Below are 18,634 nucleotides of genomic sequence, written 5' to 3' on the forward strand. Positions count from 1 at the left end.
AACCAAATTTTTATAACATGAAAGTAATTACGATTGTTCTTATGTTCCTATCGCTTCAATTACTTGAGGCCCAGGATGCAACCGTAACCCAAGACCTACAAAAGTTTTCCGAAGTAAAGGGATTTGATGGTATTGCCATCAATCTTATCAAATCCAACGAAAACAAAGCGGTGATCACCGGGGAAAATACCACAAATGTTGCCATTGTCAATAATAATGGGGTATTGAAAATCCGGATGGAAATCGTCAAAATATTCAGTGGCTACAGAACGTATGTAGATTTATATCACTCCGAAAAGTTAGTGGTTATAGATGTTAATGAGGATGCCCGAATATCATCCGATGATATCTATGTACAAGATATTTTGGAACTTAAGGCACAGGAAGGTGGTGAACTGGAGATAAATTGCGAAGTGGACCAGTTGTTGATAAAGGCGGTTTCCGGAGGAAAGATCTTTGCAGGTGGATTTTCCAATACCCAGGATGTGATTATAAATACGGGAGGGGCATATAACGGAAGAACCTTTAAAACAAAATTTACAACCATAAGTGTAAACGCAGGGGGAAATGCCGAAATACATGCAACGGACTACGTTAAGGCCAATGTGAAGGCCGGAGGCGAGGTCTTGGTATATGGAGACCCTAAAACAATGGACGAACACACCCTTTTCGGTGGAAAAATAAAAAGAGCAAACTAAAAAATGATTGACGATATCCAAGCTGCCATCCCTTTGGGATTTTTATTGAGCTTTATGATCGGACCTGTTTTCTTTGTTTTGTTGGAAACAAGTGCTACCAAAGGCTTTAGGGCTGGAGTAAGTTTGGATATTGGAGTGATTTTCGCCGACATAGTTTTTTTGTTGATTGCCTATTTCAGTAGTTTTCAGTTGTTGGAGAACCTGAGCAACGAACCAGGTCTTTTTGTATTCGGAGGAATGATTTTGTTGGTTTACGGGATATTTCTATTTGTGAAGAAGGCAAAGAAAAAATCCAACGTTAAGGCCTCCAAGGGAACTTATCTGGGATTATTGGTAAAAGGCTTTCTTTTAAACTTCATAAACATAGGCGTACTCGCTTTTTGGTTGGGGCTTATTATTGTAGTAGGACCCAGTTTGGAAAACAATCCCAATAGGATGATGGTTTTTTTTAGTACCGTGTTGCTTGTTTACTTTATAACGGATTTAATCAAAATACTTTTAGCGAAACAACTGAAACGCTATTTGACCCAAGAGCGTATTGTGCTCATAAAAAAAGGATTGGGGATTATTTTGATTATCTGTGGCGTTGTGTTGATTACCAAAGGTTTTTTGCCCAAGGATAAGTTTGATATCCAAGATAAAATAGAGAAACTTGAAGATTTGTAAACAAAAAACCCAGCACAAAGTACTGGGTTTTGAGGCATCGAGCGGATTCGAACCGCTGTACAAGCTTTTGCAGAGCTCTGCCTAGCCACTCGGCCACGATGCCAATTGGATCGCAAAGCTAAAAATATTTTGCGAATTTTTATCCTGTAATCTTTTAAATAACTTATCGCTTGGATGTAAGTATCACCGAAACACTCTCTACATCGCCACCAATGGGCGGGTTTATTTTGGAAACTTCGACTTCCACCCCGGTTACTTCTTTAATTTCTCCGAATATACGATCAATAATCCTTTTGGCCACATGTTCCAATAAATTGGAACGTACCGTCATTTCTTCCTTTATGATGTTGTTGAGATGGACATAGTCCACCGTTTCGGTAAGTTGATCGGAAGCCGCGGGTTGGGAAAGGTCGGCCGTGATTTCAAGGTCAACCCTGTAATCGCTGCCAATGAGCATTTCTTCCCTTAAACATCCATGATTGGAATGTATTCTAACGTTTTTTAACCTGATTTTTCCCAAAGCCTTATATTACGAAAGGGCAAAAATAAGGCAAAACGTATAAAATCAATACATACATCGACAGTTACTTATACCCTGAAAGAGATCCATTCCCACGGTAAGCACATGTGTTCCTGTGCTGTATCCCAAAATTTCGTTGGTAATTACCTGATAGGAATACCCAAAATAAAAATTACTCTTTTTAAAACCTGCAATAGGGGCTATGTATAGAGGTTCTCCCAATTGGTCGTTCAAAAAACGATAGGTAAGGCCTACGTAATAGTAATCTTCAAAGTCGCGAAAACGGAACTTGGTGTTCAGATCGGTAACGGAACGGCCATCGCTCTCGAACCATTGAAAGAAAACGGAAGGTTCTATTTCCAATTTACTGTTTTTGCTCTTGGAAAAACTGTAGCCCGCATAAGCATAATAGTTTCTTAGTTTGTTGGGTTCAATACGGATGATATCGGTATTAAAATTGGATAGGTCCTTGTTAAGGACATTACCTGCGTTCAAACTAAAAAAGAACTTGTCGTACCTGTAAAGTACGCCCAGATCAAAGTTATGGTTGGTAGTGGCTTTATCATCCGCTGGCAATTGACCGTTGTTTTCTTCAAACTGTTCTACATCTATCCGAAATTGGTTAAAGTTGTAAGAGATACCGAAGGAAAGGAATATATCGTCATATCTGTCCAATGTTAAATGGTGGGCAAAGGCAACCTTGGCTCCTCTTTGCCTTGTATAACCGTTACTATCGTTATAAAGAAGCATACCTATCCCGGACCTGTTCCCAATTCTGGCGTCAGCGGCCAAGGTCTGGGTATCCGGGGCGTCTTCGATGCCCACCCATTGTGTTAAGCCGTTTAAACGCACTTTTATATGATCTCCTATACCTGCATATGTCGGGGACATTAAAAAGGGATTGTCCGCGATATACTGGGATAATTGTGGTAAGGTCAACTCTTGTCCCTTGGCACAAAGTGCCAAGGAAACAAATAATATAGTTGAGCATACTTTTTTTAGCATGGGGTCTAAGTAATAGGTTATGTTATTCCCTATATAATGTAAAGTGGCCCACAAACTCTCTGAAGTCTTGTTCTCCTTCAAGTTTAACAACATACCAGTAATCTCCGGTCGGCAATGGTTTTCCATCGTAATTACCGTCCCAACCTTTAACGTTTCGGGTCATCTCTTCCACTACTCTACCATAACGATCATAAATCTTAATTAGTACATCTGGGAAACCTTCAATGTTGTCAGGTATCCAAATATCATTACGGCCATCGCCATCCGGGGTAAAGAAGTTGGGGAACTCGATATCTATGAATTCCATAAAAATCTCAGCCGTGGCCTCACAACCGTTTTGATCTACCACGGTAACGGTATAGGTACCGGTCCTGTTGATATAGAACGTATTATCGGTTCCGTTATCAATGCCGTTGAAGTAGAAGGTATAATCCTCCACACCACCTTCTGCAATTGCTGTAATTTGGTTAATGGTGTTGTTCTCCAAGCTTAGGACAAGTGGTTCGAATGTTTCAATGGTAAAGTCATAAGTGGTCATACATCCATTGGCATGTGCAATGGTGATGTAATGGTCGCCCGGTGCCATGTTGGTAAAATCAGCGGATAGTTGCATATCTGCTGGATCTGTCGAATCCAGGGCATACATTAGGTCTCCTGCAATGGATTCATCTTCCAGTAAGATGTCCAAGTAATTATCAGGAATATTTTCGGTACACTCGTAAACGGGCGTTACGGTAGCTGCCAAGTTTACTCCTGGATCAATTTCCACAATTACGTTGGTTTCGCAACCTTGGGCATCCCTTACAAATACTACATGCGTTCCTGCGGGCAGATCTTGGAACAAGACCTGATCTTGAACAAAGTTTCCATCGGCACTGGAATTCAGGCTTGTTTGATACGGGGCAGTACCTCCGGATATTTGAATTTCGAACGAACCATCCCCACTTTCAAAACATACCTCATCCATAACGTTTATGGCTTCGGCCACGACAGGTTCCGGTTGTGTAATCTCAAACTGGAAGGTAATGAAACATCCATTCGCATCCTGAGCGATTACATCATAGATGCCGGGTTCTAGATCAGTAAATGTGTTCGTCGTATCAAACTGATCTAGATTAGGTGAAATGGCGTATTGGATTTCACCTGTTCCCCCCGACACTTCAACAGTAATTGTACCGTCGTTCATTCCCGAACATGTAATATTGGTAAATTCTTCTCTATCTACCTGTAGTGGTGCTGGATCAACTATAGTAATTACAGGAGATACCTCAACACAGTCCTCACTGGTTACCCTTATGTAGTATTCACCAGCTGTCAATTCGTTGAATGTTCCATTGGTTTGCGGGCCATCTACCAAGTTGGTCAAGGCTGCATCGGTGAACAACTCATATCTGTAATTGCCCAAACCACCAGTTGCTTGTGCAATAATGGTAGCGGATGCCTCCCCCATACAGTTGATAATGGCCGCGGACTCGTCGATTTCCAGCATCAATTCCGGAACTTCCTCAACAGTTATTTGGTTTGATATCATGGCATCACAACCATTGGCATCACGCACATAATATTGATAAGTACCTGCACCAACATTGAATGTATGGGTGTCCCCACCGCTCATTGGGTTAAACGTAACACCATCGGTACTATAAAAATAAGGTGCAGTACCTCCTGATGCCGTTAATTCCAGTTGAGCATCATCGTTGCAGGTCATTCCGCTCAATTGTACCAAAGAAGCCATTACTTCGGATGGTTCAGTTATGGTTACTGGATCTGTTGTAAAACTACAGTTCCAACCATCGGTAATGGTGATGCTGTAGGTTCCGGCACCCAGATTATTGAATCTTGGGCTTCCTTGTTCACCAGAAGTAAACACAATGTTTGTTCCGGTTTCATCATAATAGTTCAACAGGTAGTTGTAAGAACCTTCACCTCCAACAACATTGTACGCCCATACGGATGCACTTTCATCCCCAAAGCACAATAGGTCAATTGGAGCAGCATCAATGTCTGCAGTAATTGGATCTACAGGATCTAAGGTTAAAGAAGTATTATCGATAATTTCACAACCTTCACTATCGGTTACCCTTACTTCATAAGAACCAGCGGAAAGACCAGTGAACACATAACTATGTACATCGTTCATAGTGTAGGATTGTGTGGTGGTAATATTGGTCAATACTATATCGTAAGGAGCATAACCACCTGTCGGAGCAATGAGTACTTCACCCATATCATCTGTACAGGTAACGCTGGCCACCTGCTCTGGGACAACCGCCAATTCACTGCTTGGTGATATAATGGTCACCGAACCAGATCTAGCATCACAGAATGGCGCTTCGGTAGCTTCTACTTCAACATAATAGTTACCACCTACCAAATCAGGATGGGTTATTGCCAATGATCCTGTTGACGTGTTTGCATTACCTGATACAATTAGGGTGCCATCATTTCTGAACACTTCATAATTGTAAGCTCCTGTATAGCCCGTTACATCAATTGTCAATTCTCCCGCATCATCAAAACAAACTGCCGGTGATGTGGCGGTGGCCGTTACATCTATAAGGTCATAAGGTTCGACGGTATGGGTGATAAACTCGTAGCATCCAGTACCATTATCCGTTACCTGAATGGTATAGTTTCCATGGTTAGGAAGCGTAAATGTATATCTATCAGTTGAAACTGTTTGTATATCCCCGGTTTCCAAAACCTCAAAGGTCAGATTATAGGGAGATGATTGTCCGCTCGCAATTACCGTGATTTCTTCTCCACTATTTGCACAAGTTATATCAACCACATTGGTTATGTTCAAATCCATTTGAGGTAATGGATCTATTGTTTGAGTAGGCAATGCATAGGTACATCCATTGCTGTCCCTTATAACTATATCATAATCATCGGCCACGGAAGTGTAATAAGTGAAGACATTTCCGCCGGTTGGCATAAAGGCACCACCATTTACACTGTAGAAGTAGTTTGGCGTACCACTAGTTGGGTCAATGGTTACTTCTATTTCGGCCTGTTGCGTTCCATTTGTAGCATTACAGGTTAATTGAGAAACATCGGTAACTCCAGCGCTAAGCTGTGTGGGTTCGTCCACACGGGCATCAATTGTATCCTCACAACCCCTTTCGGAAACCACACGTACTTGGTAATCTCCTGCAGGAAGACCTTGAAACAAGGGCTCTTCCTGTAAGGATCTAATTACAGTACCTGCTTCAATTAATTCATATTGGTATGGCGGATTGTCATCCGTTGTGGGGTCAAGATTGGCGGAGATACTGCCATCACTTCCTCCAAAACAGCTTACATCGACAATGGTTGCAGGTAATAGCTCTGGATCTACCGGGGCATCCAGCTCTTGGGTAACAATGATTTCACAATTGGAGGATGTAGTATTGTTATCCGTGATTGTGAAAGTATATGTTCCTACTTGATCAAGCCCAGTAAACACCCCATTTGGACTGGTGGCTGTACTATTATCGGGGAACAACACTTCATAGGAATAATCTGAGGAACCCCCTGAGACGGTCAGTCTGACCTCACCTCCTGGATTGCTCGGATCACAGGTTATAGGCTTGACCACCGTAGTATTGGTAAGGGTCATTACATCATATAGTTCCATGGGACCAACGGTTTCAGAACAGCCCCATTGATCAATAATCAGAACTTCGTAAGAACCAGCACCCAATCCACGGAAAATGTTACTTGATTGGGGAGACCCAAAGTTGCTTTCATCCTTGATCAATTGATAGCTATAGTTACTACCTTGGCCTCCCGTAACAGGATTAGTGGCAGGTATGCCAACAACTTCTATTTCCCCTTCAAAGGCAGCACAATTGTCGTTATTGATTCTCAAATCTGCCACGATAGGGTCTGGAACGCTCAATACAACATAGGGTAATTGTAAAGCACATCCTTCTTGATCTATGATCCAAACCTCATAAGTACCTGCCGTAAGGTTTTCGAACCTAGGCGTGGAAACATAGTTGGACGAATCGTTTGGATCGGGGTTTGGTGTTGTGTCTACGTAGTAGGAATATCCTCCCCATCCACCAGAAGCTGTTATTTCAATAATACCATCGTTTCCAGGATTACAGGTTATCGGAGTTACAACCCTATTTCCTGTAATTGCCGCATTAGGTCCTGCAATGTTGAAGGCTTCCTCATTGGTACATTCCGGGAATGCACCTTGGGAAATCTCAACGGTATAGCTTCCAGTTGGCAATGAAATAGGGGCAGTTGGCCCTTTAGTGGCTGAAATACCACTATCCACTGGATTTCCACCGTCATCGTAAACAGTCCAATTAAATCCTCCTGTATATGTGGCATCCACAAGTTCAAAGGTTACTTCGCCTGTAGCTGATCCATAACAAATTACATTGTTTACCACATCCACATCAATATCGAATGTGTTGGGGTCGGTAATGGTTTCTGAAGTTGAAACCATACAACCTGTATCCTTATGGCGTACCAAGAAATTGTGGGTACCCGCATCCAAACCACCGAACACATTGGAATCTTTCCAAGTACTACCGTTGTCGTCACTGTATTGAAAACGGGATGAATCGCCTAAAGTCGATGTTACCGTAATGGTAATTTCCCCATCCATGCCTGGAGTACAGCTTAATGGGTTTGTAATGGCAGCTGGGGCATTGGTTATTTGATCATAAGGAGCAATAACCGCTGTTGTTGTCCCCAGACAACCATTGTCATCATATACATTAATGGTATAGTTTCCTCCAGCTGTATCGGTTTCAATGTAAGTAGGATTACTACCGGATTGAACAACGGTTGGCACTTCAACTGCTGCGGTGTTTGGATCATCCTCTTCAATAAACTCATAAGTTACATAGTTGCCGCTACCTCCCGTTATTGTATTTACAGTAATACTGGCGTTGTCTGTGTTGTTACCTACGGCACAGGCAAACTCGACCACATTGGTAGTCAAAGCAATGGGGTCTGGTTCGGTAATGGTTATCGTTTGAGTATCGGTACAATTATTTGACGCGCTAACCTGAATGTCATAGGTAATACCTGTTGCGGAACCTTCAAGGTTGGTAAAAGTAGCCGTGGTAGCCGTTGAGATTGAAGGAGCAATTGGTGTACTGATGGAACCATCGGATGCCGCAATGATCTCAAAGGTATAGGGACCTATCCCATTGTCCACAGCTTGTACGGAAATGGTGCCATCGGCGGCCTCATAACAAGTAACATCTGTATAAGTGTAAGTAAATGATGGATAGGGAGCTTCGGGCACATCTATGGTAACTGTTTTTGGACAGTTTGGCGGTGCTGTGCCCATATCAAAGACGATAACGTCATATCTTCCAGCAGCTCCTGCACCGTCCCAAACAAACTTGTTGGAAGCGTCAAGGGTCAAGGTGCTTTGGGGCATATCGTATGCCGTTCCCGGTCCATTTATGATAAATTCATAATTTCCTGATCCAGAAATCACTTCGATTTCCAATTCTGCATAAGCATTGGTGCCAGACTCGCAATCCAAAGCCACGGTTTGAATTACGTTGAATTCAAGTGGTGGGTGTATATCGAATGTTTCGGAATCAATACAACCGTTTAAGTCTCTTACCTCAACAGTTTGACCCAATCCTGAACTCAATCCGGAAATCAGATACTGGTTGCTTCCATCAAATGTAAAGTTTTGGAACGCTGCTCCGTTTACACTGATTTGGAAAGGCGTCATGGTTACAGATGGATTATCCAAAGTGACCATTACCTCGAACAAGCCTTCATCCACACATTCATTTACAACGGCAATGGATATTTCTGGACTAGGGTCGAGAAGTACGGTTACAGGGTCACTTTGAATACAGTTGTTGGCATCTTTCACATATACAATGTAATCGCCCGCCTCAACATTTACGCTTGTATTGCTGGTCCAGCCACTGTCGGCAGCTGTTGGTACAAACCCCGAAGAAGCCAAAATATATTGGAATTCGTAGGGAGCGGTACCAAATTGAGCATTTGCTGTTATTACCCCAGCATTTGGGTTGCAATTGTCATTGGTTGGGGAATCAGCGATTACCTCAAGCAATGTTGGTGATTGTTGTATTACAAAGGAATCAGATGCCGAAACACAACCATTTTCTTCTTCATAAAGAATATAATATTCTCCAGGACTTAGCCCAGTTGCTGTGCCTGTTTCAGGGCCGCCAACTGCACCAGATATTGTTCCGGTTATTCCAGTTGTGTTATTGGTTATATAGGTAAAGATCTCAAAATTAACATTGGTTCCTCCGTATCCCCAAATCGTAAAATCGACACTACCATCTGTAGCTCCCGTACAGGTAATATCGGTGACTGTGTCAATGGATGACGACAAGGTAGAAGTTGTGGATACAGGAACAGTGGCCTCCTGAATATATTCACATCTGGTATCCTCATCATAGACTATAAAGGTATAAGTAACACCCGGTGTCAAGCCTGTGAACAAGTGTGAATTGTCAGGGGCTGGAGTTGGATCCTCTGGAAACCAAGCAGGGTCGGACGCATTAAATGTAGGAGCTGGATATAGGGCAAAATAAAAAACTCCTGTTCCCAATGTCCCATTCTGAGCGTCTGCCTCCACTAACATTTCACCACTGCCAGGAGCACAACCTGCAGTTGCTTGTGTAGTTATCAACACATCGGGCCCTGTGGTTATGGTCACCGTTGATATATTTTGACATCCATTGGAATCAGTGACTACAACAGTATAATCACCAAAATCCAATCCAGTGAATGTGTGGTCATTGGTTCCTGCAGATGTATCATAGGTTAAGTTTACACTATGATCATTATTAAATACCTCGTATATATAAGTTGGTGTTCCTCCCGAGGCATCTACCGTAATGGTTCCTAATTCTGTACCACTTGCCGCACAGGTTAAATTTGTATGTGTTGTGTTTGGAACGATTGCTGTCGGCTCGGAAATAACTACTGGGAATGGATCTGATACACAACCTTTGTCATCGGTTACAGTTACTTCGTAAGAACCGGCAGGTAATCCTGTGGTTTGTGTTAAATAGTCTGTACCAGTAATTGTTTCGTATACATTTATGGTATAAGGCGGAACCCCCACGGAAGTGTCAATAACAACATCCAAAGCACCGGTGCTTTCCCCATTACACAATATGTCGGTTGGTGTAACACTGCTTATCACGGGTTGTGTGGCAGGCGTTACTATAATACTGTTGGTCGTTGTTGTACAACCAGCAGAATCGGTTACAAGGAAGGTATAGGTTCCATCTGTGTTTGTATTGAACACGTTGCCAGTAAATCCAGATGAATTATAAGTAGTTCCGCCATCGTTGGACCATTGATAGGAGTAAGGAGATGCACCTCCATTTGCAGTTATGGTAATACTTGCATCGTCCAAACAAGTCAAATCGCTATCGAGGAAGGCCGAAGCAGTCAAAGCAGGATTGATAATGGCAGTATCCGTAGCAGAACAACCATAATTATCCCTTACATCAATGGTGTAAGTTCCTGCTGTTAAGTTTTCAAAAGTATAGGTTGTATCAGTTGGGATAGAAGGTGTCATCCAAGCGCCACCATTTATACTAAACTGATAGTTTCCGTTCCCGCTGGTTACATCTACTTGGATGCTCCCATCGTTGTTGCCACTATAACATAAGGTTGGTGTTACATTAAACACAATATCGGCAGGGGGTACTACGGTTATGGTTCCGGTTACATCCTCACACATATTGGCATCCTGTACCCTTACCACATAATCGCCTGCGGCAAGTCCAGGGAACTCATTGGAAGATTGGTAGGTAACAATGGGCGTACCACTTGTATCTTCCAATTGATATTGATAAGCCGGTGTACCTCCCGTAGCAGTGGCGGTAATGGTTGCCCCACCATTGGTACAGGTTAACTCTGTAGTAACGGAAGCAGAAACATCAACCACATCGGGTTGTGTTAAGGTTTGGCTCAACATTTCGGAGCATGCAGGGTCTCTTAAATCTCTTATGTTGATGGTATGTGTTCCTGCTGCTAATCCAGTAATGGTTATTGGACTTGTTGTAGAAGTGGTAAACACACCACTATTGTTAATTTCATATTCAAAACCAATACTTGAATCAAAGTTTTCGGCTTCAAAAGTGATGGTACCATCGGCATCGCCGTTACAAGTAATGTCCGTGTGGGCGGTAATGGCTCCATCAAAAGCATATCCCGGTTCTACATTTACAGAGGTTGTAACTGTACATTCACTTCCGTAATCTACCTCAATAGTATGTGTTCCTGAAGCAACTCCACTGAAAACATTGTTCCCTATTTGTGGTGTTCCGCCATTTAAACTATAGGTATAAGATGCATCCAAAGGTAGCACGGTTACATCAGCAGTACCATCACAATTATAGGTAACGGTTGTACTCAGGGTTGGTTCAACAGGAAGAGGTGCAATTATGATTTCTGGTAAAGTGATGAAACAATCTATTTCATTGGCATCACGCACACGAATACTATAGGAACCATCTTCCAATCCTGCAAAAACGGTGGAAGTGGTCCAAGTTCCGCCATTCAAACTGTATTCAAAGCTCCCTGAGCCTCCAGAGGTAGGTGTAATACTGCCCACGGTGATTTCGCCCAGTTGCGTACAGGTGTATTCTTGTGTGATTTCAGCTTCAGCAACAATTGGGTCGGGCTCTGTAATAGTTACCTGAGTTGTAACAGGACAGTTGTTGGCGTCTGTTACACTTATATCGTATGTTCCGGCCGGTAGGTTTACAAAGGTGTTTGATGTTTGATAGGTTGCCCCATTGTCTATACTGTACATATAGGGAGGTTCTCCACCAGTTACATTTAAAACAATGCTTCCATCGGAACCCCCATTACAATTAACATTAGTAATATTTGGGGTAATGGCCAATGGATCGTCTTGTGTAATAGTGATATCATAAGTGGCCTGGCAATATCCTGAAGCTCCGCCATTATCTCTAACATATACATCGTAATCTCCTGCACTTGTTACCGTAATTGGGTTTGTTGGTGAAAAATCAACTGCAGATGGAGTTGCTCCATCGCCAACCACGGCATACACATAATTTCCATCTCCACCGGCTGCGGTAATGGTTATATCTGTATCCGTTCCACAAGCAGTAATGTTTGGAGCTGAAGCTACAACACTAAGTTCCGGATCTACGGTTATGGAAGCGGTATCGGTACAATCGTTACCGTCCCTAACCTCAATCGTGTAATTTCCTGGTGCAAGCCCGGTAAACACATGGTTTGTTCCAAAGGGACCTCCGTTTAAGCTATACTGATAATTTCCGTCGCCACCATCAGTGACATTGGCAGTCAGAGTCAAACCTGTGGCATCATCATAACAAATATCGTTGGGGACAATTTCTAGAACGGGTGCAACAGCCTCATTAATGGTGAAGATATCCGTGAATTCACAACCGTTCGCATCCGTAACTTTGAAGGTATAGTCGCCCCCAATGGTCAAATTGCCGAACAAGCCGTTGGATTGTGGTGCTGGAGGAGTATAACCGGTGGGGCCGGAAATAATTTCGTAAGTATAGCTTCCCCATCCGCCCGTGGCCGTAATATTCACCGACCCATCTACTATACATGTAGGCTGTTCAATTGTTGGTGTTGCATCAATGGGTGAAGGTGGAGCGTCAATAGTTACGGTTGCCGTATCGGTACAATTGGTTTCATTGTCTGTTACTGCAATGTTGTAAGTGCCGGCCTCCAAATTACTTATTGAAACGGAAGCATTGGTTTGGGCAGTTCCTGTATTGGAATATGCCGAAGGCCCGGTTATGGTGTAATCGTATGAGGTATTAAATCCGGAAACCGTGAAAAGGGCTTCACCATCTTCAGCATCAATACAGCTTATATTGGCCATTACTTGGCCCACAACACCTATTGGCGTTGTTGGGGCAATGGTATAGCTTTCCGTGTAAACACATCCAGTGGCATCGGTAACCCTGAAGGTATAAGTGTCCGGGTCTAGATCATTAAAAGTGGCTGTATCTCCGGAAGTGGTATTTGGCGCTACGGGAGAGGGGGCAATAATTTCGTAAACAAAGGCAGCTGTTCCCCCAGAAACGGTTACTGTTACATCCGAAGTTTGATCGGGACATCCTGGAACCGTGGAATTGAAGACCAAGTCTGTTGGTGGGTCCAATGGGGCTATTGTAATAGCATCGGAAAATATACAACCATTGGCGTCCCTTACAGTTATGGTATAGGTACCATCTGTTAGATTGGAGAAAGTAGGAGAACTGTCAAAAGTCACCCCGTCTATGCTGTATTGGTAGGGTGTGGTACCACCTGTTACATTTTGGGCTTCGATAATGCCGTCTTGCAAACAACTGTACTCTTGTACTATGACGGCATCCAAATCCAGGGCAGCAGTTGGTGCGTCGATGCTGTGATACTCATAATAATCACAAGCGGCACTACCTTTTCGTTGGTTGATGACCACTACGTAATCGCCACTGGACAAACCAGGGAAGTTTCCTGATGAGTTGGTGGCCAAGGCATTGGCAAAGTCGTAGTTTTCTTCGTCAAAGCCAGTTGCATCAAACAAATAGTAAGTAAGTTGGTACCCATTATCGTCTACCAAATTAAAGGAAATTGTACCTGTGGACTCTCCGTAACACGATACATCCGTTACGGATGTTGCATTATACTCTGCAGCGGGCCTAAACTCAATGGTAACGGGATTGGAAATATCGTAGCAGTTGTTCCTGTCCAGGACCACGTAGGTATATGTGCCGGCTCCCGCAGCGCCAACTACGTCAAAAATTTGTTCTGTCTGGAATTCCGAGGCAGGTATATCCGCAACCGAGGGGTATGAAATTTGTGTGACCCCGTTTCTGTCTACAAAGGACCAGATAGCATACACATGAGGAGTTTTGCCTCCTTTGGAATCCATTAAAATGTTTCCCTCCTTACAGGTAATGTGCTGTGAAATCCTTGCGGTCAGTTCCAGGTTTGATTCATCAAGAATGGTGACCTGTTCCGTATAGGCACATCCATCGTCAGTGGAAACAGCAACATCGTAAACCCCACCATTTAGGTTTTCAAAGGTATAATTATTGTCTGTGGTCGGACCATGGGTATCCACCTCTACGCCGCCTTGGGAAATGGTGTAATAGTATTGTGGTTCCACATCCAAAACGGAAATGGAAATTGCACCCAAATCATTACAACTTGTATTTTGGGCGGTAATGTCCACTTGAAAATCCCTTTCGAGAATACCAATATTGTCGAGTACAAATACGCAACCATCGGTTACGCCCTCTTGTCTCATTTCTACCATATAAGCTCCATTTGTGGTAATATCGAAACTTGGGCTTGGTCCGTAGGGAACCAATACATTGCCCGTGGTTTGGTCTACAAGTTGGTACTCGTAGCTCAAAGGCATATTGGTTACCGTAATGTTTCCGGGAGTATCACAGATAATATCCCTGGAAGTGTATTGTGGGTCTAGTGGGTTTTTGTAGATATTGAAATAGAACCGACTAAAACATCCGTTTTGATAGTTGATGACCAATCGGTACTGGCCGGAATCCGAGGCTAAAAAGTCATTGCCCGTATCAACCGTGTTCCAAGTACAACTGGCATTGGTGTTGGCACATCCATCGGTAGCTTCCGTACAGCTAGCTTCATCCAACTTTTCCCAAACGATGCTCTGGGCATCTGGAATATTGATTTGAATGAGTTCGGTGTCATTTAGTCCACACAAGAAAATTTCCGGCAGTTCGCTACCATCGTTGGGACATACTAGAATATCCCCGTCTATGGTATTGGAGGTATCGTTGATCAAAGCCGTAATGGGGTTGCTCTGTGTTTCACCAAAAAGCTCCACAACGATTATTTCGGCAAAATCCTTACAGGGGTCGGCAACTTGCTTATCCACCATGTAAGTTCCGGTTTGATCTACCAATATGGTGCTTGGGTCGTTGTCGGAATCACTGTCCGTGATTACCGTATCGGTACCAATGTCGATAGTGTTGTTCCCATTTTCGTCGCGATACCAGGTATAGTTGTCGAAATTGTCACCTGCATCTAAAAGCACGTTTTCGCCGCAGAGCTGAACGGTTCGAGTAAAGTTACAGGCACTAAGGTCGTCCAAAAGGAAATTGGTAGCCCCGGGATAGGGAAAACCACAGCCGTCAAAATCGTAGACACTGGGGTCGTCGGTTATGGGAGCCGTATTTATTGCGCCACTATAAGTAGAGTAAGCAAGGTTTTCAATGATATCGGTACAGGCGTCGATAAAGTCAAAACAGTTTTCGGCCACTTGTACCCGCATGCGTATGGTCGCTGCCGGATCTCCCTCTTCCACTATACTGTCGGGAATAGTAAAAACAATGGTTCGGGTTGCCGGGTCAAAAGTATAGGTTGTGCCTGTTGGCATGGTTATACTGGACTCGTCGAGGGTTACATTGATGGGCAGTACGTCCCTGATGGTATAGCCCACCGCATCATCGTTGCCCACATTTTCAAACGCAAGCACATAATCCAAATATTGTCCAAGGTTCACTCCTTGTCCGGTAATATCGTTGCCCGCAATATCCTCAACTGTTTTGGCCAAGTTTATCTTGGGTTCTATGATCTCCACATCTATTGAGGCAAAGAAAATGTCATATTTGTCTTGCGTGGACGAAGCCCTAAATGTGGCTCCCGTTTCATCATTGGGAATAACGGAATTGCTCGGGTTGGGAATGGTAAACAGATCCACATCCCATCCTAAAGTGTTTTCACTATTGGGATTTCGGGTGGCAACAATACTTCCTTCGTTGGTAATATTACTGTTGAAAAAGTTATTGGAGGGGTTTACAGTGTTCGACAGTGTTGTAAAAGAACCATTGCTATCCGCCTTGAAGGCGAGTTGATCCCCGGTAATTCTATTGTCGCCCTCCAAGGTCGCCACGCCCAATTTGGCCCGCACAGGAAAAGGAGGGGGCAATGTGGTAAACCCACTAAAGGGAATGTCCACGGTTTCTCCGGACTTAACACCCGCATAACCATCAAAGGTAGTGATGAATTTTCCTGGATAGGTCGGGTTTTCATAGACGACGACCATGGTCCATCCTCCAGAAACACCACCTTGGATTGTGCTACCGGAACTGGCCCTTACGTTGCCCACAAAATAATCACCTTGTGGATTGGTGAGTCCAGTAACAATGGAAGTCACATCCTTATAACAGGCGTAAGGGGCATAGTACCCAAAATCGCCATCATTATAACCATCAAATAGGATTTCGTCCGCGGTCAAATCAACATAGGAACCACCGGGAACCCTAAATTTTACTTGGTTGAAATCACTTCGGTCACTATCTGTATATACGGCGGACCAATACAGCCCGGCATACCTGATTTGTGAACAGCTGGGGTCTGGAACGGCCAATGTTGCACTACTGGAGCTGAATGTTGAAGGATCACCATCAATATCAATGTACTGCATGTTCAGCCTATCGTTGTACTCGGAATCAGACCCGGTAAGGTTATAGGGGTCTTCAGGGCTTTCTGATGAAGTTTCCCTGTTGACGATATTGTTCGCGATAAACGTTATGTCACCTTTGAGCCTGTTTTCATAACGAACATCAAAGGTGTCTTTAATTTGTGAAATACCTGTATACGAAAACAAGAGTATACAGATTAATGTGCCCCACCTGAGTAGTGATTTTTTCATAGTATGGTGGTTTTTAAATGGTTGTGTTTAACTTGATTCGCATAATCCACATATCGTCGTTATACGAAGCGTTTAGTTTGGTATAGTAAGATGTTAAGGCGTTATTCCAAGTTTCGTGCTTTTTCAAATACACGTACCTGTGCTTGTCCTCTGGGTTTATAAAATAACTTGCATGCAATCCTCTGGAATTCAGTTCCTTTACAAACTCTTTGGCGCTTGATGAACTTTCAAAAACATTGGCAATGATGTAAAAGCCCTCTGGCAGTCCGTCAACGGATTGGGATCTGATCACAACATTGCGCTTTCCATTGGAACTGTTGGCCACATTTTTGGACAATAGATTGTTTCCGTATTTGGAGCTGCGTTTGTTGACCTCTCCAGAATACCCCGCTATTTGAGAGTTACCATTGTTCACGTTCATTACCCAGGCATCACCTTGGTATGTGCCGTTCATTTTGCTGTGGTAAGCTTCTAAAACATCTTTTTTATTGCCAAAGTCCCCAATGTAAACGTAGTTGAGACCGTTCTTTGGGTTTTGGAAATAGTCGGCATCAATTCCCTGAGCCCTTAGTTTTTCAATAAAAGCATTTAGGTTGTCGGGATCTCTAAAAACATTGGCAATCAAATAATGACCGCTTTCCACATTGGGTACCGCATGGGACTTGAAACCAGTTTTTTTGCTTTTTGAAGGCCTATAGGTATTATCTTTTTTTGCACTTGAATTTGATGCGTAAGTTGCCCGGGCATTGCCTTTTGTTCCGTTGATCTTGATGACCTTTTTGGTCGAGGTGTTGTTGGATAGTCCGTGGTTGGCCAAAGGTTGTTTTCTTTGGGTCACGATATCGGCGCTGTCCATATTGGCAAAGTATACTTCCTTGGCTTTTTGCTCCAAGGCGGGGTTTTGACCCCGGGTTTCGCGTTGGACCATTTTCATTACGGTCTCAAAACGTCTCTCCAAGTCTTGTTTGCGCGTTGATTCTATGGAATCTTGACGCATCAACAACTCATCCAGTATGGCGTCGTTTTCGGCCAGTTTGTCTTTTAGTTGGGCAATTTCAAGATCCTTATCGGTAATATTAAGACTGTCCTGTGGTACTTCTTCATCATTGGAAACCAACTCTTCCCCCTCTGTTTCGAGCATTACACGATCTTCGGTAAGGTTGGGCGTAAAGGAGTATGCCAATGATATTTCGTGGGTAACACCAAAATTTTCAAATTCGTTGGAGAGGCCTTTTTCTACGGTATAACCCAGAGATATGTTTTTGGTAAGATTAAAACCAAGTCCTGCCGATGCCCCATAAAAGTCGTCGTACCCTGCTTGCACCCAGCCTAATTTAGGCAGGTCAAGAATTAAGCTCCCACCTAATGTGATGTTTTCTTCACCTACTTTGCGCACTCTGGCCAAGGGCATTAAACGGGCACTTTCCATAATACCCCTTCCGCTTTCAAACTGATGGGTATATTGTAGATGCCCAGAATATGTTTTCTCATTGAAATCGGTTACCGACTCACTTGTTTTCAAGTTGTAGTCAAATAGGTTTTCTGCAAAACCACCAATGTCAAAACGGCCCAGGGAAAAATTAAAGCCGGGTTGAAAGCTTACCAGGGAACTGCTCTCCAAAGTATTCAAAAACGGGTCTACCTCTACGGAATTTACCCTGTCCTGATTAAATGAGCTTTGATAGTAGCTAACATTGGCACCAAAGGTGAATGTGCTTTTGGGGCTCAATCGCACACCATAGGCATAATTGGCGTGTACACCAAAGTTGTTAAAAAGGCCTTCGCGGTTGGTAAACAAGCTAAGACCGACACCACTTCTATCGCTCACCCTACCACTATAGCTCAAGAAGTACACTTGATTGTTATCATCAAAAGATACCGATTGGTTTCTGTGAAAAAGGTTGATGTACGATTTGTCCTCCCTAACCGTGGAAAAAGTTGGGTTCAATAAGAACCGGTTGAACTTTAAAAGGTTTTGGGAAGGGACGTTATAGGGCACATAGTTGCCTTCTTCCTGTCCTCTCATTCCAGAGAGGGCAAGTAGCAAGAAGGCAAGTAATAGTAGAGGTTTCTTGGTTTGCATTGCTG

At 43.3% G+C, this 18,634-nt stretch carries 6 protein-coding genes and 1 tRNA gene; 2 read left to right on the forward strand and 5 right to left on the reverse strand.

Annotated elements, in window-relative coordinates:
• The first annotated feature begins 17 nt into the window (after positions 1–17).
• The gene (locus AC13CC_RS04480; protein ID WP_326276605.1) at positions 18–698 is read left to right on the forward strand and encodes a head GIN domain-containing protein; all 681 of its coding nucleotides are present in this window, start codon (positions 18–20) and stop codon (positions 696–698) included.
• A 3-nt stretch (positions 699–701) separates the two neighbouring features.
• Entirely contained in the window at positions 702–1,364 is a 663-nt protein-coding gene (locus AC13CC_RS04485; protein ID WP_482876930.1) for a LysE family translocator, read from the forward strand.
• Positions 1,365–1,396: 32 nt separating this feature from the next.
• Here the strand turns inward: AC13CC_RS04485 and AC13CC_RS04490 are convergent.
• The 5 genes from AC13CC_RS04490 to AC13CC_RS04510 form a co-directional block, all read right to left on the reverse strand.
• Positions 1,397–1,467 (reverse strand) — tRNA-Cys (locus AC13CC_RS04490).
• 60 nt (positions 1,468–1,527) lie between these two features.
• Positions 1,528–1,884: a dihydroneopterin aldolase gene (folB, locus tag AC13CC_RS04495; protein ID WP_482876932.1), complete on the reverse strand. Its 357-nt coding sequence runs from the start codon at positions 1,882–1,884 to the stop codon at positions 1,528–1,530.
• Positions 1,885–1,929: 45 nt separating this feature from the next.
• Positions 1,930–2,889, reverse strand: coding sequence for a PorP/SprF family type IX secretion system membrane protein (locus tag AC13CC_RS04500; protein ID WP_482876933.1), 960 nt, complete (start codon positions 2,887–2,889; stop codon positions 1,930–1,932).
• A gap of 22 nt (positions 2,890–2,911) precedes the next feature.
• Positions 2,912–16,546: a T9SS type B sorting domain-containing protein gene (locus AC13CC_RS04505; protein WP_482876935.1), complete on the reverse strand. Its 13,635-nt coding sequence runs from the start codon at positions 16,544–16,546 to the stop codon at positions 2,912–2,914.
• Between the two features lie 13 nt (positions 16,547–16,559).
• Positions 16,560–18,629: a PorP/SprF family type IX secretion system membrane protein gene (locus AC13CC_RS04510; RefSeq protein ID WP_482876937.1), complete on the reverse strand. Its 2,070-nt coding sequence runs from the start codon at positions 18,627–18,629 to the stop codon at positions 16,560–16,562.
• Positions 18,630–18,634 lie beyond the last annotated feature (5 nt).

The sequence above is a fragment of the Flagellimonas sp. L-11 genome (assembly GCF_056857735.1).